Source organism: Gracilimonas mengyeensis (assembly GCF_900182705.1).
GTDB classification, from domain to species: domain Bacteria; phylum Bacteroidota; class Rhodothermia; order Balneolales; family Balneolaceae; genus Gracilimonas; species Gracilimonas mengyeensis.
On sequence record NZ_FXTP01000019.1, the window covers coordinates 19,210 to 39,652 of the forward strand.

The following is a 20,443-nucleotide window of genomic DNA, read 5'->3' on the forward strand; positions in this document are numbered from 1 at the left end:
CATGAAAACGTTACGAAGTGGCAGGCAAGTCAGAGACTTGCAAGGTTCGGGTATTGAGCCATGTCAGCTATTCATTACTTTTACTTTTAAGTCTCAGACTTAAAAGATCTTGTATCAAATCAAGTGGTTGGGGGTAAAGTTGTACCATAGTTATACCATAGTAGACCACATTTTCCCATAACTAAAAAAAGCCCGATTCATTAAAACCGGGCTTATAGCGTATGTAAGCGTGCGTCCTACTGGACTCGAACCAGTGACCCCCGCCCTGTCAAGGCGGTGCTCTAAACCAACTGAGCTAAGGACGCATTTTGGATACCAAAAATTGGAGAGTCCCAAATATACTCAGCTTTGGGGGAGTAAAACAATGATTTATTACGAAAAAGTAGGGCGGGCTGATTTGCCCGACCATTGGCGCCATTAGAATAGAACACGGATGACGCGGATTGGGCGGATGCTCGCGGATAATGTTTTGGGATACCATTTGAAACGCATGTGCCCAATTTTCGGGAAACACCTTTTCTTATCATACATTGGGGCGAAAATTCTTTTTTCCCCATGGGTAATCTTTTACCGATATGTAGCCCTACGGGACATAATTATGATTCGAAGGATCATAATAGCGTTCCGTAGGAACGATTGGTGGGTAGAAAAAAAACCGCATTAGCGACAATTTTCGCCCGAGTGGTTGGATGGAATGGATAATTTTCGAAAATTGGGCACAAATATTTTGAATAGGTCTCTATTCATTATCTGATATTTTCCGCCAGATCAGCGTTATCCGTGTTCCATGCAGTTGTAACCAATGCGATTAAATTCATCTCAACATCACTATCTATCGCCCTGCAGCTCAAAAATCACAAGCATCGCTGTTAAAACCTGTACGAATGTAATTTTTGCAAACAAATCATCTCACAATTGTTTGTGCAAACCCTTATCTTTGGCGCTCACTAAATTAGTTATTTGGCATGATTAACCGCAGAAAAGTAAGAGAAACCGTACTGCAAGCGTTGTACGCTCACCAGCTTGGCGAATATACCCCTAGTCAGGTGGTTGATACCATCATCAAGAAAGAAGACTTTAGCAAAGAAAAAGAATTGAGGCGTTTTGCAGAACGATTGTTCTTCCGTACCCTGGAGCATGAAGAAGAGCTGGATGAAATCACCTCAAAACATATCCGAAACTGGGATATTCAGCGGTTAGCTTTAATTGACCGGTTGGTGCTTAGAATTGCTATCTGTGAGTTGCTTTATTTTGAAGAGATTCCCACCAAGGTAAGTATTAACGAGGCCATCGAAATTGCCAAACGATATTCTACGGCCAAATCCGGGCGCTTCATTAATGGTATTTTAGATGCGGCACTCACCGATCTGGACGAACAGGGGCGCATCAACAAAAAAGGACGCGGACTCATCCAAAAAACCCTTGGTAATTAATGCCCAAACCTGACCAGCATATTATTGCAATTGGCGATATTCACGGCTGTGCTAAATCTGCCGCTGCGATGCTTCACCGGCTGGATGATAAATATCAGGATGACCCGATTTACGTTTTTATGGGCGATTATACCGATCGCGGCCCAAACGCTCCCAAAGTGATAGACCGGCTGATTGCATTTGATGATAATCACGAGTGCATATTCCTGCGGGGCAATCACGACCAGATGCTGCTTGAAGCTTATGAAGATAATAAGTGGGATCTATGGTTGGGTAATGGCGGTGATAGTACCTTAGAGCAGTATGAATCAACGCCCCAAGACTTTGACTTGCCGGAAGAACACTACCAGTTTTTTAAGAACACCGAACTGTATTGGCAGACTGAAGATTACTTTTTTGTGCACGGTGGCATCTCTCCGGATTTAACTGTGGAGGAAAACTTGCAGAGCGATTACGAACGAAGCCAGTTTTTATGGCAGCGCGATCATGTGTATAGCCGGAAAAACCGATGGGAGAAAACTGTTGTATTTGCACACACTCCGGTTAAAGAGCCTATTGTAGATGACAATATGATTGGCATTGATACCGGATGCGTGTACAAGCACCGAGGCTTTGGAATATTAACGGCCGTGGTACTTCCGGATGAAGAATTTATAGAACAAGAATGTTTAGACTTTTAATCCCTAATCCATCTAATAAATGAGTTTACGATGTGGAATTGTAGGTTTGCCAAATGTAGGTAAATCTACCTTATTTAATGCTTTGAGCAACGCCGGTGCCGAATCGGCCAACTTTCCTTTTTGTACTATCGATCCCAATGTGGGCATGGTGCCGGTTCCCGATGAGCGCCTGCATAAGCTGGCCGAATTGGCTGAATCCAAGAACGTGCTTCCCGCAAGCATCGAGTTTGTGGATATTGCCGGATTGGTTAAAGGAGCTTCTGAAGGAAAAGGGAAGGGGAATGCCTTTCTCTCTCACATCCGTGAAGTAGACCTGATTCTGCACGTGGTACGTTGTTTTGATAATGATGACATCATCCACGTGGAAGGAAATGTAGATCCAGAACGGGATATTCGCATCATCGAAGAAGAGCTCATCCTGAAGGATTTGGAAAGCGTAGAAAAAAGGGTGGAGAAATTGAAGAAAGAAGCCAAAGGCGGCGACAAGAAGATCGGGGCACAGCTGGAAATCGTTCAACGTCTGGCCGATCACCTCGGCGACGGTAATTCTGCCCGTACTTTTGAGGTTTCCAAAGATGACAAAGAAGCCTACCGGGACTTGTTTCTGCTGTCTGACAAACAGGTGTTGTATGCCTGCAATGTAGGTGAAGATGATTTAGACAGCGGCAATGAGTACGTTGATACCGTAAAGGAAATTGCATCAGAACACGACGATGAAGTGGTGATGTTCTGCGCCAAGATTGAAGCGGAAATCGCCGAGCTGGATGAAGATGAAAAAGAGATGTTCCTCGAAGAGCTGGGCGTGGAAAGTGCCGGTTTGGATCGACTTATTAAAGGAGCCTTCAAAGAGCTTGGCCTGATTACCTACTTTACCGCAGGACCTAAAGAAGCCCGTGCATGGACCATCAAGAAGGGAACCAAAGCCCCTCAGGCTGCCGGAGTAATCCACACCGATTTTGAGAAAGGATTTATCCGCGCCGAGACCATTGCTTATAGTGATTATGAAGAACTTGGCTCAGAAAAAGCGGCCCGCGACGCCGGTAAGATGCGTCAGGAAGGCAAGGAGTATGTGGTGAAAGACGGCGATGTGTTGCTTTTCCGCTTTAATGTTTGATTTGAATATCGAATATTGAACAAGGACTATTGAATGTCGAAGTGAATGTGAGAGCTATTTATAAAGTTCTCACATTCACTTTAAGATACTTTTCTCAGGGTAAATGTACATCAAACTATTCACGTCGAATTTTTGAGAATAATACTGCACACTTATCATTCTCAAACAGAAAAGATGTACTGTGATGTAAAAAAAGTCTCTCCTTGGCCTGTCCCGTACCGATATGTCGGGGAGGAGAGATCAACCAATTCAAGTTGTTCTTGAATTGGTTGTGAGAGGTGTTTGTGTTAAAGCAAAAGATTAGTTAGTTCCACTCTCATCCCTAAGAATACGTGCTGGTTGATGCTTATACCAGTCCTATAACTTAGGCACCTGCTTTTAGATACTAATTAAACGTGAGTTCGATATACAACTCGTCATTGCCCCGAAATTTTGGGGTAACTGAAGGAAGCTTCTAATTTTGGAAGTATCACTCTTTCATTTCTACCGGCTGCTCCTGATTATTTAAAAACTCGGTGAACCGTTCTGGCAATTCAAACGGAGGGTTCAAGGGGACGGGATCAAACCGGGGAGCAACTTCCCTGTCCGGTCTATGGGGGCGTTCTTCGGGATTCCATGCAAAGCCTTCCAGCTGTCGGTCGGCTAATCCGTCAAATTCTTCAAAGAAATAGCCATTGTTTTTACCGGCAAGAACCCGCTGTAAATCTCCGTTTGAAAAATACATCGTAGTGTGGGGAGAACTATACTGCACAGCTCCATCAGGCTCATCATTTTCATTTTTGGTGTGATAGAGTACCTGGCTGTTAGGGTAGATGCGGATTTTGGAAATATTGCCATCTGTGAAATCAGCCACTAAGGTATCTCCTTTAATTTGATGCAGACGTCCGGTTGCACTGTCTTCCTGTACGGCAATAGTTTTGTGGCAAGCAAGGAGCTGTTCCACCTCGCTACTATCCATCTGAACAGAAATGTAAGGACCTGTAAGTTGAATATTTTTATGCCATGCTTTAGGGTTGGAGATGAGTTGAAAAACTTCTGTTTCAGAGTCGTATTTCAGCGTGTCCGAAATGGAAGAGAATTTTTGGGACCACACTCGCACATTTTGATATCCAAAGATTGTATTCGTGGAATCTTCTTCTTGTAAAAGTAACTCTGCCGCATTGATGTGAGTGGTGTCGGTGGTATCGGCACTGATGCGGCGCATGTAGCCATTCCCGTCAACGTATCGCCTTCCGGTGGAGTCGGCTTCGAGGTAATCACCGGTAAGAATACCATTGTTGGAACTGTCGGCTACAAAGATGTTACTGTACAGCTGCAGAAATTGGTTTTTTCGGTTTACAAACAGGCTGTCGCCTTCGGCATATTGGGCCGAATCAGCTACTTGTACTTGCCCGCGAAACACCGCGCTGTCCTGGTTTTGAAAATAGGTACCACCCTGGGCGATTAAAGTACCGTCTTGATCTTCCATACGGATACCTTTGTTAAAAATGGCGACTTTGGTCAGAAAATTGTAATCCACTTCATCCCCAAATAAAGTGGTGCTGTCTTGTAAGATGACCACCCGGCCTCGTAAAAGGCTTAGGTCTCGGTTATTGTAATAATAGAGGGTATCGGCCCAGATCATTTCATCGCCGGTATCAATCTGGATATTTCCAAAAGCCCTCACTTCACCCCGGTTAATAAATTGCCAGGCGCTGTCGCAAACCATTTCAACATTTCCGGTAGAAAGCCGGGCATCGTACAACTTTCGAACCATTTCCCCATCCATAGTTACGCCCTGGGCCTCGCGAAAGCGCTCAATGTTGATAACATCCTGGGCTGAGGAAAAAAGTGGCAGCATACCCAAAAAAATTAAAACGGGGAGGACAAGAGAAATTGAAGGTGTATGAGATTTTAAAAAGTGCATACTGCCAATATACGAATCAGGCGGAGGAGTTTAACAGAAGAGGAGAAATTGGAATTATTCAATGACTGCACGGCCGCCTCCTTCATTTAAGGTATAGTTGGTGAGCTGAGTATTACCAAAAAAACCTTCTGCGGCTATACTGTCCGCATCAGTTATAAAAATCACAAAGTCAGAAGTGCGTACACGGTCACTTTTGCGTTCCCATTGCAGGGATTCAGAGCGGAGCTCTTTGCCTTCCGGAGCTTTTACATTCACATTACCATACAGTTCAAAGAGCGCTTCTTCGGGATAATGCATGGCCGAGTCGGCGTTTACAAAGGTATCTGCTTCGCCTTCTTCATTGTAAATTTCAATGTAAACCGGGCCGCTTATTTTAGTAACGCTACGTTGTTCGTTTTTAATGGTAACGGCGCGGCTGCCAGTGAGAATGAGTTTTAACTGGCCCTGTTCAAGAAACTCCATTTCCACATCCCAGCTTTCGGTTGTGGAGAGGAGGGAATCGCTTAAAGCCTCTGCGACCTGTTGGTTTTCGTATTCTGAAAGTTCACTGCAACCAGAAAAAATCAGACTCCCGGTAAAAACCAGTAGCAAGCAAAACCTTAAACTAAAGTGTACCAAAGTAGCGGTCTCCGGCGTCACCGAGTCCTGGTACGATAAAGGCATTGTCGTTGAGGTTTTCATCAATAGCAGCTGTGATTATGGGTACATCGGGGTGATCTTCCAGAATGCGGTTGATTCCTTCAGGAGCACATATCAGGGTGACAAACCGAATATTGTTAGCACCATTTTCTTTTAGAAACTTGAGCGCGTGAGAACCACTTCCGCCGGTAGCCAGCATAGGGTCTACCACCAGAGTGTAAGCGTCTTCCAGTCCGCCGGGAAAATTATGGTAGTAATTTACCGGCTCGTGTGTTTCTTCATCCCTGTAAACGCCGATATGTCCCACTTTAGCATCCGGCATAAAACTGATAATTCCGTCAACCAAACTGAGTCCGGCCCGCAAGATGGGGATTACAAAAACCTCAGCGGCCGGCTTGAAGCCTGTAGTGGTTTTGATGGGAGTGTCCACGTCGTACTCCTTCAGGGGCAAATGATCCAGGGCATGATAGGCGAGGATGGTGCCGATATTGCCCATTGCTCGCCTGAAGGCGGCGGTTTCGGTGTTTTTATCTCTGAGTACACTCAGGTAGCGCTTTACTACGGGATGATCAATTTCTAAAACGTTTTCCATGTCTATAGTTTATTTACCGGCTTCAACTTCTTCCATTTTATTGAAATAGGTTTTACTTGCCACCGCAACCGATCCGGATAAGGCAAATAGGGCGATAATATTGGGGAAGGTCATCAACCCAAGTGCGATATCGCCAATGGCCCATACCGTAGCCAGCGGGAAAATAGCCCCCAGAAAGTGCATGCCCAGGTACACCAGTTTGTAGTAGATAATGGAACCGTCACCGGCCAGGTACTGTATGGCCCGGTCCCCATAATAGCTCCAGCTAATGGCCGTGGATATCCCAAACAGGAGCACACAGAAAGTTACAATATATTCTCCAAAGGGGAAGATAGGAGAGAGTCCTTTCTCGAAAGCTATAGAAGTAAGTGATGCCCCGTTTTCTATGATACTGGTGTAGACCGTTGCCACCACATTTCCATCGGCATCGGTAAAGGTGCCGGTCATGATATTCAGCGTACCGGTAAAGGTTTCGCTTTCATCCTGGTTCAGATAAAAAACACCGGTTTCGTAATCATTACGGAGTACGGTTCCATTTACGGGTAATCCGTCTTCAATAATAAGGGTATTGCTGTCGTCTACAATTTCTACCGTGTTGTCACGATTGGTAGGGTCGTATACCATCTCGTGACGTTCTTGCCATACGCCGGTGGCTACAATTACCAGCCCGGTCATCGTACAAACCACGATGGTATCAATAAAAGGTTCAAGCAGCGCAACAACCCCTTCGCGTACGGGTTCTTCTGTTTTAGCTGCACCGTGAGCGATGGGAGCCGAACCCTGTCCGGCTTCATTCGAAAATAATCCGCGTTTAATGCCCCAAACCAGTGTGGTTAAGAAAACTCCGGAACCTACACCAAATAAGCCGGCTTCAGGTGTAAATGCAGATACAAAAATAGTTTTAAAAGCAGGGATAACATCACCGGCATTAATAAAAAGAATCACCAGTGCGCCAAGTACATAAATGATAGCCATCAGGGGCATAAGTCGGGCGGTAACTTGTCCAATACGTTTGATACCTCCCACAATCACCACGCCCACAAAAGCAGCAGTAAAAAGGCCGGAAGCCCAGCTTGGAATTTGAAAAGTGCTGTACATGGTATCAGCAACGGTGTTGGCTTGCACGGCATTACCGGTTAGGAAAGAACAGATCACGGCCATAGCTGCAAAAAATACGGCCAGCCATTTCCAGTTAGGGCCAAGGCCTCGCTCAATGTAATACATGGGGCCACCGGACACCGAGCCATCCTGATTTTTTATGCGATACTTAACTGCCAGGGTACATTCGGTGTATTTAATAGCCATACCAAAAAAGGCGGTTACCCACATCCAGAAAAGAGCACCGGGTCCACCAAAGTGGATGGCGATAGCCACCCCGGCAATATTACCGATACCTACAGTAGCTGATAAAGCTGTGGTAAGAGCCTGGAAGTGATTTACATCCCCGGTATCATCAGGATTATCATACACGCCCATTACGGATTTTACCCCGTGAGAAAACCTGCGTAATTGCACAAAACCAAGTCGTAAGGTGATAAAAATCCCAAATCCGAGCAGTACCGCTACCATTATGGGGAACTGTTCGGGAAATGACCAGACCAGGTTGTTCATCCAGTCCACAGCTTGTTCAAATAATTCCATGTATGCGTTTTTTTAAGGTTTGATAAATTTTAAACGGGCAAGCAGAAAGTAAAAAACATTTGGGAATATTGAAGAAAACATTCTTTCAAAGTTGTAAACGGCAGTATTTGTCTAAATAAATAAAGTGTTAGTGGTGATGAATTAAATATAATTCCCTCTTCTTTGATTTTTAGATCTCTTGAATACCCAGGAGTTGGAGCTCTGCAAACTGGTCCAGTACCTCTTTTCGGATTTTGAGTTGAGGATACTCATAGCGGTAGGGCATCTCATTTCTAAGATTCTGGAATAGCACTTTTTTATCCGGACGGTCAGAGAGGTCTCTGAGTGCTGCATCGTATTCTTTCATGGGATGAAAGCGAGCCAACAGTTTCTTAAGGTCGTAGTTTAAATAGTCTTCCAGGTCAATAATTTGGTTGTCATTATTTTCCTGACTTTTGGATGGCTCGAGATTAAAGTACTCAGCCAGGCGGTCACAAACCATCTTAGTGGCGTTAATTTTAGATTGCTCAGAATATCCGGCAATGTGAGGGGTGGCCAGGAATGCATGTTTGGCTATTTCGGTATTGAAATCAGGTTCCTCTTCCCACACATCCAGTATATAGCCTTGTACACGTTCTTCCACGTAAGCTTTCATCAGCTCCAACTCATCAATTACGCCTCCACGGGCTGCATTGATAATCAACTGATATTGCCGTCCCGCTAATTTTTCTTCATTCAGCCAATGATAGGTCGCAAATTCTCCTTTCCGATTCAGAGGTACATGGAAGGTGAGGATCTCGCAGGCAAGTACTTCGTCAATTGTTGCCGAGGTAAAACCAGGGTCTCTACGTTCTCGGGGAGGATCGTAGGCAACGCAATCTATACCAAATTTTTCCAGAAGCGAAACTACCGCAGAACCTGCCTTACCTACTCCAATTACTCCCACTTTGCCGGGAATTTCTTTAAGCTGCTGTTCTTCTCTCCAAAACAACAAAGCCGTGATTACATACTCAGCTACGGCGCGGGCATTGCACCCATTGGCATCCGAAAAACGGATACCATTTTGTTGCAGATATTCTTCATCAATGTGGTCGGTGCCTGAGGAGCCGGTTCCTATAAACCTGAGTTGTTGCGGAGGCTGAGGCAAAGTATTAGCATTGATCTGGGTGACCGTGCGAACCAGCAGGGCGTCCGTATCATTTAAATCCGGGATTCCATTTGAAGGATCGTATAAGTTGAGTTTGGTTTCGGGAGGTACAAGTTCTTTAATTTTGTACAGATTCTGATCGGCTGAAATGTGTATCAAAAAGTGTGAATTGAGTGAGAAATAATGCTGTTTTTAGGCTATACTTGCCCTATGGATTCAAAATACAATATAGTATCGATTATACGCAAAAAACGAGATGGACAAACTCTGGAAAAAGAGGAAATTCAGCATCTCATAAACCAATACACTGCCGATGAAATCCCCGATTACCAGCTGAGTGCCTTTCTGATGGCAGCTTTTCTGAATGGCTTGAATGATGAAGAGTCAGCGGCCCTGACGGAAGCCATGCTTAACTCAGGTACCATCGTGGATCTTTCTGAAATTACCGGCAAGAAAGTGGACAAGCATTCCACCGGTGGAGTGGGAGATAAGCTATCGCTTATTTTGGCGCCCATAGTTGCTTCTGCGGGGATTCCTGTGCCCATGATTTCCGGTAGGGGACTCGGACATACCGGCGGTACTTTGGACAAGCTGGAATCTATCCCGGGGTTTCAGGTGGACATGGATTTGGCCCGATACAAAGAAATTATTGGTAAACACGATTTGGTGCTGGCCGGACAAACCGCCGAAATAGCTCCCGCTGACAAGAGATTGTATGCCCTTCGGGATGTAACGGCCACAGTGGAGTCCATCCCACTGATCGCAGGAAGTATCATGAGTAAAAAGCTGGCTGAAGGAATTGATGCATTGGTTCTGGATGTGAAAGCTGGCTCCGGTGCTTTTATGAAAACCACCGAAGATGCCATCAAGCTGGGAGAGGCTCTGGTAGGGATTGGTACACAATTTGAGAAGGAAACCATTGCCTATGTGACCAATATGAACCAGCCGTTGGGTTACAAGATCGGAAACTGGCTGGAAGTGGAAGAATGTATAGACGCCATGCACGGTAACGGTCCGGACGATATCATGGAAATTACCCACTTGCTTTCCGGGACGATGATTTACCTGGGTGGCAAAGCTGATACGGTTAAGGAAGGGATTGAGATTAGCAAGCGCCAGATTGAAAATGGCGAAGCTTTCCAGAAATGGCTGGATATTGTAGAAGAGCAAGGCGGTGATACCGAAGTGATCAAATCACCGGAAAAATATCCCAAAGCAGAGTACGAGTTTGAAATCAAATCAAATGACGAAGGCTACCTGACAGCGATGGATTCCTTTGAAATTGGAATGGCTTCGGTAGAGCTTGGGGCAGGCCGAAGAAAGAAGGAGGATGAGGTAGATCCACAAGCCGGAATCATCCTGCACAAGAAAATTGGAGATAAAATTGACAACGGTGAAACAATTATGACTGGTTATACGAACAAGCCCCAAACAATAGAAGCTGCAAGCGCTAAGTTATATGCTGCAGTAACTATTGCGGGTACTAAACCCGAACCGGTGCATTTGGTGAGTCATATCATTGACCAAAAAGGCAGCAGGAGCTTTGATCTTGATTCTGCTTGAAATACACTAAGAATCGGTTAATTTAGTTTGTAGTATCAACAGGGCATTTAAAAAAAAGGAACCTATTATGTTTAAACGATTTATACGTGCTATAAAGTCTATGTTCGGCGGTTTGGTAAGCTCAATGGAGGATCCAAAGTTGATCCTGGAGCAGAATATCCGGGACATGAATGACCAAATTCCCCAGATGAACGAAAACATAGCTACGGTGAAAGCCAACAAGCTGATGCTTGAAAAAGAGCTGAAGCGAAATGAAAAAGCTATTCAGGATCTGACGGCAAAAGTGAAGTCAGCCATCCAGGCTAACCGTGACGATATCGCCGAAGGCTATGCACTCCAGCTGGAGAAAGCCAAAGAGAATTTCGAGCACACCAAGGAGCAACTTGCTTTTGCTGACAGAGCCTACGAAAAGGCTATCAAGGTGAAGAAAGTGTTCATGAAAGAGAAAGACCGCAAGATTCAGGAAGCCAAAGAAGCCTTACGTGCCAGTGAGCGTTCTGAATGGCAGGCCAAAATTGCGGATACGCTGGAACAGTTTGAAGTGGGCGGTGTAGATCAGACTCATGATGAGATGATTACCCGGTTAAATGAACGCTCGGCTAAAAACGAAGCCCGTATGGAAATTGCACTAGACAGCATCGATACAGAGACCATGGAAATTGAAGCTAATGCTGAAAAAATCCGTGCAAAATCGTTGGTTGAGCAGTTTAAAATGGAGATGGGAGAGAACAGCGGCTCTATCAATATAGATGAAGAAGCACCCGCCAAAGAAAAAGACTCCTCCAAAACCATTGGAAATAAAGAAAAAAGCAGTTCATAGGAGCACACCATGAGCAGCAAAAGTGAAAAAGAACGCGAACGCCTCAAAGAGGAATACAAAGATCACTACCGGCGCATAAAAGAAGCCAAGGAAAAGCTTCGCCGAGCCGAGCAGAAAGGCAAGATTTCGCAGGCCGTGCAAAATATGAATGCGGATAACTTGCTTGAGTCAGTCGATGAATTCCTTGGTAAGGTCCGGGAAAAGGTTACACATGTAGAGGCACGCCTCGATGTTGCAATGGATAACCTTGAAGATGAAGATACCGCTGCCGGCCAAAAAGTTAAGCAAGAGGAGCTCGATGAAGAACTGAAAAAGCAACGGGCGAAGCAAACTCTGAAGCAGGTTAAGGCTGAAATGGGCATGCTCTACAGCGAGATTGAAAAGCATGCTGAAGAAATCCATACCGAGAAAACCATAGGCAGTAAAAAGCCCGGTTCTGATAAACAAGACCCTTCAACAGAAGAAAATTCATGAACGAAGAACTCAACATCAATTACACGCGCGAAGCCTTCATGAATCCCATTAACCTGGGAGTACTGTTGGTAGCTACACTGACAGCCTTTTTCATGACCGGCATGGGTGATGTATCCAGCTTGCTGCTTACCACCGTTTTTGGCGTTGAGTTAATGTACCTGGGGATCGTACCCAAACTTCCCCGTTTCCGGAAAAAACTGGAGCTGAAGAAAATTAAAGAGCGTCATGCGGCTAATAATGAGAAGGAACTTTTCCAGTCGTTGGATAATAAATCCCAGAAACGATTCTTGGTTTTAAAACACCTTGCCAAGCTGGTGCAGGAAAATTTTGAAAAATTACCTTACAGTTCGCAGGGTTTGCTGGATAACATTGGGAAGAAAATTGATGAGCTGCTCAGCAATTATTTGACGTTACTGGACTTAATCAAGCGCTACGAAGTCTACCTCAATACTTCGCTGGAAAGTAACCTGAAAGAAGAGGTGAAGCGGCAGATTGAGGAAATTAGAACACTGGAATCTGAAAAACTGAAGCGCACAAAAGCCCGGCGCGTTGCTATCATGCAGAAGCGATTAAAGAAATTCAGCGTAGCCAAAGAAAAATATTTGGTGTGTGAAACGCACCTGGAAACTATTGAAGATGCCGTACGCTACATTTACGAGCAATCTATGACCATGAGCAACCCCGAAGAAATAGGGTTCCAGCTGGATAACTTGCTAAATGAAGTGGAAGAAACTTCGCAATTGATTGACGACTTAGATCAGGATATTTTACCGGAGTACACCGCCGAGTGGGAAACCGAACTGGATTTTGATTCCATATTGGATGATCTCTCGGACGATGTAAAATCGGAAATCAAACCTGCCAATAAAGTCAAAGAATAAATGATTAAGCAAGATTTCGAAACGCTGCTACTCGCAATCGACGATGACGGCATTTGTACGCTTACCATTAACCGTCCTGAAAAACTAAATGCACTCAATAATTTGGTTTTAGAGGAGCTGGACGAAGCCTTTGATGCCATTAACGAAGAATATAAAATCAGGGCGGTGGTGATTACCGGGGCTGGCGAAAAAGCTTTTGTTGCCGGAGCTGATATCAAGGAGTTAAGCACACTCGATCCTGCTTCAGGAGAAAAAGTATCTAAAAAAGGGCAGGATATCTTTCAGAAAATAGAAGATATGACCATACCGGTGATTGCGGCCGTGAACGGCTATGCTTTAGGTGGAGGTTGTGAACTCGCACTTGGGTGTCATTTACGCATTGCTTCAACAAATGCTGCTATGGGACTTCCAGAGGTATCGCTTGGGTTGATCCCGGGATACGGAGGCACACAACGTCTTACCCAGGCTGTAGGGAAAGCCAAAGCCCTGGAATGCATCATGACCGGACGACAAATTAAAGCCGATGAAGCATTTGAAATCGGTTTGGTAAACCAGGTTGTGGATGGTAATCCGGTGGAAGAAGCTAAGGCCATGCTTCAAAAAATATTAAAACAGGGTCCGGTAGCTATAAAAAATGCCATTCTCGCTGTAAATGAGGCAGGAACTGAAGACGGCTTTGAAACAGAAGCTAAATTATTTGGAGAATTGTGCGGTACCGCCGATTTTAAGGAAGGAACGACGGCTTTCCTTGAAAAACGAAAGCCCAACTTTTCTGGTAAATAAGAACAAATTTATTCTGAATGAAAGACGAGCCTCCTTCGGGTAGTTTTACGTATCAAATTTGCAGCGCTAAAAAGAGAAAGCCATGATAGAACTTTCTCTCATTGTGTTAACCATTGTACTTAGTGGGTTTTTCTCCGGTTCCGAGATCGCTTTTGTGACAGCTAACAAGCTGAAGCTGGAAGTGGCTTCCCGCAAGAATAATTTTCTTGCCAATTCTATAGAGTTCTTCACCCGCAAACCGGAAACTTTCCTAACCACCACCTTGGTAGGCAACAACATCGTAAATGTGCTGTACGCCACCTTTATGGCCATTTTTCTGGTTGAGCCTATTCAACATTATGGTGAACTTTGGTTCGATGTGGTTCCTACCGAATTACAAGTATTGGTAGTTCAAACTATCATCGCCTCGGTAGTCATTATGATTTTCGGAGAGATTTTACCTAAAGCCATTTTCAGAGCGCTGGCAGACAGTATGATTTCGGTCATATCCATTCCGCTACGCATTGCTTATTACGTATTCCGGCCACTTATCGAAATTTCAAAAGGCTCTTCTAATGTCCTAATACGGTGGTTTGTGAAAGATGCCGAAGTGGTGGAGAGTTATTACCGCCGGCAGGATGTCGAAATGATCTTCAAAGAACTGAGGGATAGCGGTGGTAGTGAGGATATCGACGAAGACGATTCCGAAATTCTGCACAACGTGCTGGAGCTTTCCAGCAAACGGGTAAAAGACTCGATGATTCCACGTATCGAGATCCAGGCGGTGGAGAAAGATGCCCCCATTCCCGAAGTGCTGGATATGTTCGTTCAAACGGGCCACTCTAAACTCCCCGTATATCGTGATTCCATTGATGATGTGATCGGGGTGGTGTTTGCTCACGACTTTTTCCACGAACCAAAATCTGTAAATGAGATTGTTCGCCCGGTTAAACTGGTCCCATCCAGTAAAAAATCTAAAGATCTGTTGACGGAGTTTCGTCAGTCTAACATGTCGGTGGCCATTGTACTGGATGAATACGGCGGTACGGCCGGTATGGTCACTATCGAAGACCTGCTGGAGGAAGTGGTGGGAGACATTCAGGACGAATACGATGTGGAAGATGAGATCATGAAAAAACTCTCGGAAAATACTTATGTGGTCAGCGGCAATGTGGAAATTGAAGAGCTCATGGAAAGATTTGAAGAAATTGAACTTCCACTGGAACCTTCTGAATATGATACCGTAGCAGGCTTCATAATCAATCATTTAGGGCGTATACCGAAAGTAAATGAAGAAGTGGTGATTGAGGGCAAAAAATTCATTATAAGTAAAGCCACTCCAAGCCGCATTGAAACGGTGAAGCTCATAATTATTGAATAAGCATTCAGCTGTCAGACTTCAACTTACAGTTTTATTCCTATGAACTGAAAGCTGATAGCTAAAATATGACAGCTTAGTAATTATAGCAGAAGATTTACATCCATATCAAAGTTAAAAACCATGTTCGATCACTATCCCAAATGGTCCCAGGAATTTGCCAGAAAGTATCTCAGCCGTACCATCAACCAGTTTATTTTGCATGGAAACGTCCATGATCTGGTTCCGCTCAAAGAAGAGAATGGTACCAAGTTCAACCGCCTGAAATCATTTTTGGCGGATGAGTTTTTCGGAGCCCGTGATTTCGTGATTTTTTATGATCGGGCTTCCGGTATCTATTTTCGGGATAAGGAATCGCAGGCAGATTTTAACCAAGCCATTGCCGGTCGTGATAGCCTGGTAGGGACCGAATATGCTCAGAAGATGCCTAAGGACCCTGTGCGTGTGATGTCGCTGCTGGAGCAGTATTTCCGCCTGCGGCTGGATCAAAAGAAAAGCGTGGGACTTATCATTGATTATGCGGAAACGATTGTGCCCATGAGCGATGCGGCCTCTATTGGCAACGAAGACCGTACGTCACTGGTGTATCTTTCCCGCTGGGCTCACGACCCAATGTTTTTGGCTTCTGATTTTACTACGGTGCTCATCACTGAAAACCTGGCTGACCTGAACAAGACGCTGGTGCAAAATCCCTATACCACCGATATCAAAATTAATATTCCAGGTGAAAACGATCGCTTGAAGTTTATCCAGTTTGAAACGGAGAAGGATAGCTGGGAAGATTTATCGGAAGTAAAGCCAGAGATTGTGGCCCAGCAGACCGCGGGTTTGAATTTGGTAAATATCCGAAGTGTACTGTCTAATGCCCGCGAGAACAAAGAGAAAATCACTTTTGAAGGACTTTCTGAAGCTAAGAAGGAGCTGATTGAAGCCGAGGCCTATGGACTGCTGGAATTCGTGGAAACGCACTACACGCTGGATAATGTAGCCGGACACAAGCAAGTGAAGTCACACCTGCGTCAGGCGGTTAAGGCATTGAAAGCCGGCCGGCAGGATGTAATGCCCATGGGCTATTTGGTATGCGGTCCAGTGGGAACCGGGAAGACCTTTTTGGTGACCTGCTTTGCCAGTGAGGTTGGAATTCCGATGGTAAAACTCAAAAACTTCCGAAGCCAATGGCAGGGCGTTACCGAGGGTAATCTCGAGAAAATACTTTCCCTGCTTAAAGCCATGGCACCTGTAGCCGTGATGATCGACGAAGCCGATGCCTACCTTGGCGATCGCGATGCCAGCGGTGACAGTGGCGTTTCTAGCCGGGTATTCTCGCAAATAGCTACTTTTATGAGTGACACGGCTAACCGTGGACGCATTGTCTGGTTCCTCATGACCGCCCGCCCCGATTTAATGCCGGTGGATTTGAAGCGTCAGGGTCGTGCTGAAGAGCACCTTGCATTATTTCCTCCCCACACCGAAGAAGAACGGGTGGAATTATTTGAAGCTATGGCCAAGAAAACCGGCCTGACTTTATCCGAAGAATACATCCCAAAATTGATAGAGAAAGGCGAGAAAACCTTTTCCGGCGCCGATATGGAAGCGGCTCTGACACGAGCCAAATTCCGGGCTGCTTCGGCCAACGAAGAGGCTGTCACACCGGAAATCCTGGATGCGGCCCTGGCTGATTTTCTGCCGCCTACTTATCCTGAAGAGGTAGAATTGCAGACACTAAGTGCGGTAATCGAATGTACTTCTAAGGAATTATTGCCTGAACGCTATCGGGATATGGACCGGGATGATATCCTATCTACCATTGAGGAACTGAAATTCCGGGTAGGATAAATCATTGTTTCTTAGTTTGTTGAGCCGCCTGAAATACCTGGCTTTTATTAATGTTTCTGTCATCAGAAAATTATGAGCCTGTATTGGTTGTGTAGCCGATAATTCTATATACAGGCTTTAAAGCCGATAATTGTTTATATCGGATAAAAAGCCTATAATAAGGCATGACCAGCGTAATCACCGGAGATATCATCAATTCCCGAAATACGGAAGCCGAAAAGTGGCTAAAGCCGTTGAAAGAGGCTTTGGATGAAATTGGTTCACCCCCAAAAAGTTGGGAAATTTACCGGGGAGATAGTTTCCAAGCTGAAATTTTAAATCCCCTGGATGCCCTGCAGCATTCCATAGCCATAAAAGCTGCAGTAAAGCAAGTAAAGGGCGTTGATGTACGGATGTGTATAGGGATCGGTAAAAAGGAATTTGATGCCGCAACCATTAACGAATCAAACGGGGAGGCTTTTATACGCTCGGGGGAAGGCTACGAACAGCTATCATCCCAGAAGCAGAACCTGATGGTGAAAACAGCAGATGAAGCCTTTGATGAAGAGATAAACCTATACCTGAGGCTGCTACTGGTGGCAATGGATAACTGGACGCCGAAATCAGCAGAATACGTACGGCTGAATTTTACCGGGGATTTGAAGCAAGAAGAAATAGCTAAGAAGCTGGGCATTACGCAATCGTCAGTAAGTGAGAGGCACAAGCGGGCGTACTTGGAGGAAGTTCGGGCGGTGATAAATCGCTATCGCAAAAAAACAGAAGCATTAGGTTATGAGAGATGATTATACTGCTAAAACTTTTATTAGCCCATCTGATTGGGGACTTCGGTCTGCAGTTCAAGAAATGGGTAGATCATAAACGAAAATACCGGCTGAAGTCGGGCTATTTGTATCTGCATGTGGCCATCCATGCTGTAGCTACTTTGTTGTTGCTATGGCCTGAAATTAGCAGAAATCTGCTATACCTGTGGATTCCGGCCATTGTCCTGGTAACTCATTTTATGATTGATGCAGGAAAGCTTATGCTAAGGAAAAGCAGCTCCAAAAATGCATCAAGCTGGGATACCGCAAGAGAACAAATCCTCTTTTTTGCAGATCAGTTTTTACACGTTTTGGTCATATTCGGTATTTGGTTTTGGGTTGATGGGGGAGCAATGGTTCAAATTTCAGGTATTGTCAGTCAGCAAAACCTTTTACTTCTGCTTTGCCTCTTTTTCCTCACCCAACCGGCGGCTATCATCATAAAGATTCTGATTGCAGGGTGGCTTCCAAAAAACGAAAGCAAGGAAAAGAAAACACTGGCCAATGCCGGCCGCTACATAGGCATTCTGGAACGTTTGTTTGTATTTGGCTTTGTGGTAAGCGGAAATTGGTCGGGCATTGGTTTTTTGCTGGCCGCCAAGTCGGTATTCCGGTTTGGAGATTTGAAGGAAAAAGAGGGCATCAAACTTACCGAGTACATTTTGATTGGCACGTTGCTGAGTTTTGGCCTCGCTATGCTGGTAAGTATTCTCTACTTAAAAGTGCGGATCTCCCTTTGATTCCAAAATTCCCCTTAGTCCCCAAAACTGATCCCAACACCGCGTGCTGTTTGTACTAAAAAACTCTGCGGGTCTACCTGATTGTAGATGGAGGTGGCTTCTTTCAAAGGCACCGAAGTAATTTCGTTATCCACATAGGCCACCATCTCGCCAAACTTGGAAGCCATAGCCATTTCCATGGCTTTTACACCGAATTGGGTAGCCAATACACGATCGTAAGCTATAGGCTTGCCGCCTCGCTGCAGGTGTCCCAGCACCATTTCACGTATATCATGTTTAAAACCAGCGGCTTTAAGCTGCTCAGAAAGCTGATAAGCCACGCCGCCCAGCCGAACATTTTGGTAGCCGGTCTCATCGCTTTTACGGGATACAACCGTGCCGTCTTTAGGTTTTGCTCCTTCAGCAATTACAATATTGGCAAAGCCTTTGCCGGCTGTATATCGCTGGTTTAAGCGTTTAACCAGTTTATCAATATCATACGGAATTTCTGGAATCAGGCATACTTCTGCTCCACCGGCAACAGCGGCGTGCAGGGCAATCCAGCCGGCATTACGCCCCATTACTTCCATAATCATCAGCCGGTGGTGAGACTCGGCGGTAGTGACCAGTTTATCTACTCCATCGGTGGCAATTTCTACGGCTGTTTGGAAGCCAAAGGTGTAATCGGTAGAGGAGAGGTCGTTATCTATGGTTTTGGGCACGCCAATCATATTGAGGCCTTTCTCATACAAGGCCTGACTTATGCGCTGGGAACCATCACCTCCAATATTAATAACCGCTTCAAAACCCTCTTTTTTTAAGAAATCAATCATTTCGTCCGAACGGTCCTCGGTGGTCCAGCTTCCGTCATCGTTTTGCACCGGCCAGGTAAAAGGGCCACCCTTGGTTGTGGTTTGCAGAATGGTACCTCCTTTCACATGAATACCACTAACGGTTCTATTTGTGAGGGGGATAATTTCTTTAGGCTCTCTCAGCACACCATTAAAGGCCTCAATGCTTCCAAAAACCTGCCAGTCATTTTCTTGTTCGGCTCTTTTTACAATGGCTCGTATAACAGCATTCAATCCCGGGCAATCTCCTCCGCCGGTCAATACAAGTAATTTCTTCATAATGAGAATTAATAAAAGGTTAGATGCTTACTTACATTCTATACTAAAATAGTCTTTATCGGGGATTTTTATCTATTTAATTCAAAATATGTATCATCCACCACGCAACCTGAACTATAAAACCACCGATCATGAAGAAACTTCTATTACTGTTTATTGCCATAACTTTTACTCTTTCCGGAGTAGCCGTTGCCCAGAGCGGTCAATTCAATGCGCTTTTATTTACTAAAACAGATGGTTGGCACCATGAATCTATTAATGAAGGTGTAGATGCCATCCGAGAGTTGGGCGAGCGACACATGTTCCATGTGAACTGGCAGGAGATGACCGGAGTGTTCACAGACGAAGGTTTATCAAATTACGATGTTATTATCTTCTTAAACACAACAGGGGATGTACTTAATGAAGATCAGCAAGCGGCAGTGGAGCGTTTTATCCAGTCGGGTAAGGGCTTTGTAGGGATACATTCGGCTTCAGATACAGAATACGAGTGGGAGTGGTATACTCAGCTGGTAGGTCGCATGTTTAAGACGCATCCAAAGATTGAAACGGCGGAGATCACGGTAAGGGAGAACAACTTCCCCGGGCTGGAACGCTATCCGAAATCCCGGTGGTGGACTGACGAATGGTATGAATTTGGGGAAGAAAAAGCGGATGGCTTAAACTATCTGATCACAGTAGACGAGGATACCTACGATGTGACGGACGACTGGGGGCAGGGCAGGGCAAAAGGCATGGGGGATTTTCACCCCGTAGCTTGGTACCACGAGTTTGACGGAGGGCGTTCTTTCTACACAGCGATGGGACATATGCCGGAAAACTATCGGGATGATTTATTCCTGGAGCACATTTGGGGTGGTATCCTCTGGGCGGCAACCGGCAAAGGGCTTTAAGGCTAACAACTTCTTCCAAATATTGAAACGATTTAGGTGCCGGTTGCATTACTTTA

Annotated in this window: 19 protein-coding genes and 1 tRNA gene; 13 read left to right on the top strand and 7 right to left on the bottom strand. The window is 45.1% G+C overall.

Annotation, left to right across the window (positions count from 1 at the left end; all coding sequences use genetic code 11):
* Positions 1-230: 230 nt before the first annotated feature.
* Positions 231-305 (bottom strand) — tRNA-Val (locus FN815_RS17350).
* Positions 306-965: 660 nt separating this feature from the next.
* Between FN815_RS17350 and nusB the strand changes: the two genes are divergently transcribed.
* Genes nusB through ychF form a run of 3 tightly spaced genes read left to right on the top strand, consistent with a single transcriptional unit; the run spans position 966 to position 3,227 of the window.
* Positions 966-1,433: a transcription antitermination factor NusB gene (gene nusB / locus FN815_RS17355; protein WP_142456103.1), complete on the top strand. Its 468-nt coding sequence runs from the start codon at positions 966-968 to the stop codon at positions 1,431-1,433.
* Entirely contained in the window at positions 1,433-2,113 is a 681-nt protein-coding gene (locus FN815_RS17360) for a metallophosphoesterase family protein (RefSeq protein WP_142456105.1), read from the top strand. Before nusB ends, FN815_RS17360 begins: the two co-directional genes overlap by 1 nt.
* Before the next feature lie 19 nt (positions 2,114-2,132).
* Positions 2,133-3,227 carry a redox-regulated ATPase YchF gene (gene ychF / locus FN815_RS17365; protein WP_142456107.1) on the top strand — a complete coding sequence of 365 codons (1,095 nt, stop codon included), beginning with the start codon at positions 2,133-2,135 and terminating at the stop codon, positions 3,225-3,227.
* A 469-nt stretch (positions 3,228-3,696) separates the two neighbouring features.
* Here the strand turns inward: ychF and FN815_RS17370 are convergent, their stop codons facing one another.
* From FN815_RS17370 to FN815_RS17390, 5 genes are all read right to left on the bottom strand, one after another.
* On the bottom strand, positions 3,697-5,067 hold the full coding sequence (locus tag FN815_RS17370) for an OstA-like protein (RefSeq protein WP_142456109.1): 1,371 nt from the start codon (positions 5,065-5,067) through the stop codon (positions 3,697-3,699).
* A 120-nt stretch (positions 5,068-5,187) separates the two neighbouring features.
* A complete protein-coding gene (lptC, locus tag FN815_RS17375; RefSeq protein ID WP_185957361.1) occupies positions 5,188-5,796 on the bottom strand; it encodes an LPS export ABC transporter periplasmic protein LptC in 609 nt (202 codons plus the stop codon).
* Positions 5,738-6,364, bottom strand: a complete 627-nt coding sequence (upp, locus tag FN815_RS17380; protein WP_142456111.1) for a uracil phosphoribosyltransferase — start codon at positions 6,362-6,364, stop codon at positions 5,738-5,740. The genes lptC and upp overlap by 59 nt, the downstream gene beginning before the upstream one ends.
* Before the next feature lie 9 nt (positions 6,365-6,373).
* Entirely contained in the window at positions 6,374-8,005 is a 1,632-nt protein-coding gene (locus tag FN815_RS17385; protein WP_142456112.1) for an alanine/glycine:cation symporter family protein, read from the bottom strand.
* A gap of 169 nt (positions 8,006-8,174) precedes the next feature.
* Complete coding sequence (locus FN815_RS17390) at positions 8,175-9,290, bottom strand: 4-phosphoerythronate dehydrogenase (RefSeq protein ID WP_142456113.1); 1,116 nt, start codon at positions 9,288-9,290, stop codon at positions 8,175-8,177.
* Positions 9,291-9,341: 51 nt separating this feature from the next.
* Between FN815_RS17390 and FN815_RS17395 the strand changes: the two genes are divergently transcribed.
* The 9 genes from FN815_RS17395 to FN815_RS17435 all read left to right on the top strand — a co-directional run bounded on the left by FN815_RS17395 (position 9,342) and on the right by FN815_RS17435 (position 18,385).
* Positions 9,342-10,694 carry a thymidine phosphorylase gene (locus tag FN815_RS17395; RefSeq protein WP_142456114.1) on the top strand — a complete coding sequence of 451 codons (1,353 nt, stop codon included), beginning with the start codon at positions 9,342-9,344 and terminating at the stop codon, positions 10,692-10,694.
* Between the two features lie 67 nt (positions 10,695-10,761).
* Positions 10,762-11,514 carry a PspA/IM30 family protein gene (locus tag FN815_RS17400; protein WP_142456115.1) on the top strand — a complete coding sequence of 251 codons (753 nt, stop codon included), beginning with the start codon at positions 10,762-10,764 and terminating at the stop codon, positions 11,512-11,514.
* A gap of 9 nt (positions 11,515-11,523) precedes the next feature.
* The gene (locus tag FN815_RS17405) at positions 11,524-11,988 is read left to right on the top strand and encodes a hypothetical protein (RefSeq protein ID WP_142456116.1); all 465 of its coding nucleotides are present in this window, start codon (positions 11,524-11,526) and stop codon (positions 11,986-11,988) included.
* Positions 11,985-12,869, top strand: a complete 885-nt coding sequence (locus tag FN815_RS17410) for a hypothetical protein (protein ID WP_142456117.1) — start codon at positions 11,985-11,987, stop codon at positions 12,867-12,869. The genes FN815_RS17405 and FN815_RS17410 overlap by 4 nt, the downstream gene beginning before the upstream one ends.
* Entirely contained in the window at positions 12,870-13,652 is a 783-nt protein-coding gene (locus tag FN815_RS17415) for an enoyl-CoA hydratase/isomerase family protein (protein ID WP_142456118.1), read from the top strand.
* A gap of 82 nt (positions 13,653-13,734) precedes the next feature.
* Positions 13,735-15,012 (top strand): hemolysin family protein, encoded by a 1,278-nt coding sequence (locus FN815_RS17420; RefSeq protein WP_142456119.1) that lies wholly within the window; start codon positions 13,735-13,737, stop codon positions 15,010-15,012.
* A gap of 120 nt (positions 15,013-15,132) precedes the next feature.
* Positions 15,133-16,845, top strand: a complete 1,713-nt coding sequence (locus tag FN815_RS17425) for an ATP-binding protein (protein WP_142456120.1) — start codon at positions 15,133-15,135, stop codon at positions 16,843-16,845.
* Between the two features lie 164 nt (positions 16,846-17,009).
* Positions 17,010-17,627, top strand: coding sequence for a SatD family protein (locus FN815_RS17430; protein ID WP_142456121.1), 618 nt, complete (start codon positions 17,010-17,012; stop codon positions 17,625-17,627).
* A complete protein-coding gene (locus FN815_RS17435) occupies positions 17,624-18,385 on the top strand; it encodes a DUF3307 domain-containing protein (protein WP_142456122.1) in 762 nt (253 codons plus the stop codon). The genes FN815_RS17430 and FN815_RS17435 overlap by 4 nt, the downstream gene beginning before the upstream one ends.
* A 14-nt stretch (positions 18,386-18,399) precedes the next feature.
* Here the strand turns inward: FN815_RS17435 and FN815_RS17440 are convergent, their stop codons facing one another.
* Positions 18,400-19,494, bottom strand: coding sequence for a 6-phosphofructokinase (locus FN815_RS17440; protein WP_142456123.1), 1,095 nt, complete (start codon positions 19,492-19,494; stop codon positions 18,400-18,402).
* Between the two features lie 131 nt (positions 19,495-19,625).
* On the opposite strand from FN815_RS17440, the gene FN815_RS17445 reads away from it, so the two are divergent.
* Positions 19,626-20,387, top strand: a complete 762-nt coding sequence (locus FN815_RS17445) for a ThuA domain-containing protein (RefSeq protein ID WP_142456124.1) — start codon at positions 19,626-19,628, stop codon at positions 20,385-20,387.
* Positions 20,388-20,443 lie beyond the last annotated feature (56 nt).

Excerpts from the sequence above, each read along its gene's own strand:
- nusB (WP_142456103.1), top strand. The coding sequence starts at position 966 with ATGATTAACCGCAGAAAAGTAAGAGAAACCGTACTGCAAGCGTTGTAC.
- FN815_RS17360 (WP_142456105.1), top strand. The coding sequence starts at position 1,433 with ATGCCCAAACCTGACCAGCATATTATTGCAATTGGCGATATTCACGGC.
- ychF (WP_142456107.1), top strand. The coding sequence starts at position 2,133 with ATGAGTTTACGATGTGGAATTGTAGGTTTGCCAAATGTAGGTAAATCT.
- FN815_RS17370 (WP_142456109.1), bottom strand. The coding sequence starts at position 5,067 with ATGCTGCCACTTTTTTCCTCAGCCCAGGATGTTATCAACATTGAGCGC.
- lptC (WP_185957361.1), bottom strand. The coding sequence starts at position 5,796 with ATGCCTTTATCGTACCAGGACTCGGTGACGCCGGAGACCGCTACTTTG.
- upp (WP_142456111.1), bottom strand. The coding sequence starts at position 6,364 with ATGGAAAACGTTTTAGAAATTGATCATCCCGTAGTAAAGCGCTACCTG.
- FN815_RS17385 (WP_142456112.1), bottom strand. The coding sequence starts at position 8,005 with ATGGAATTATTTGAACAAGCTGTGGACTGGATGAACAACCTGGTCTGG.
- FN815_RS17395 (WP_142456114.1), top strand. The coding sequence starts at position 9,342 with ATGGATTCAAAATACAATATAGTATCGATTATACGCAAAAAACGAGAT.
- FN815_RS17400 (WP_142456115.1), top strand. The coding sequence starts at position 10,762 with ATGTTTAAACGATTTATACGTGCTATAAAGTCTATGTTCGGCGGTTTG.
- FN815_RS17405 (WP_142456116.1), top strand. The coding sequence starts at position 11,524 with ATGAGCAGCAAAAGTGAAAAAGAACGCGAACGCCTCAAAGAGGAATAC.
- FN815_RS17410 (WP_142456117.1), top strand. The coding sequence starts at position 11,985 with ATGAACGAAGAACTCAACATCAATTACACGCGCGAAGCCTTCATGAAT.
- FN815_RS17415 (WP_142456118.1), top strand. The coding sequence starts at position 12,870 with ATGATTAAGCAAGATTTCGAAACGCTGCTACTCGCAATCGACGATGAC.
- FN815_RS17420 (WP_142456119.1), top strand. The coding sequence starts at position 13,735 with ATGATAGAACTTTCTCTCATTGTGTTAACCATTGTACTTAGTGGGTTT.
- FN815_RS17425 (WP_142456120.1), top strand. The coding sequence starts at position 15,133 with ATGTTCGATCACTATCCCAAATGGTCCCAGGAATTTGCCAGAAAGTAT.
- FN815_RS17430 (WP_142456121.1), top strand. The coding sequence starts at position 17,010 with ATGACCAGCGTAATCACCGGAGATATCATCAATTCCCGAAATACGGAA.
- FN815_RS17435 (WP_142456122.1), top strand. The coding sequence starts at position 17,624 with ATGATTATACTGCTAAAACTTTTATTAGCCCATCTGATTGGGGACTTC.
- FN815_RS17440 (WP_142456123.1), bottom strand. The coding sequence starts at position 19,494 with ATGAAGAAATTACTTGTATTGACCGGCGGAGGAGATTGCCCGGGATTG.
- FN815_RS17445 (WP_142456124.1), top strand. The coding sequence starts at position 19,626 with ATGAAGAAACTTCTATTACTGTTTATTGCCATAACTTTTACTCTTTCC.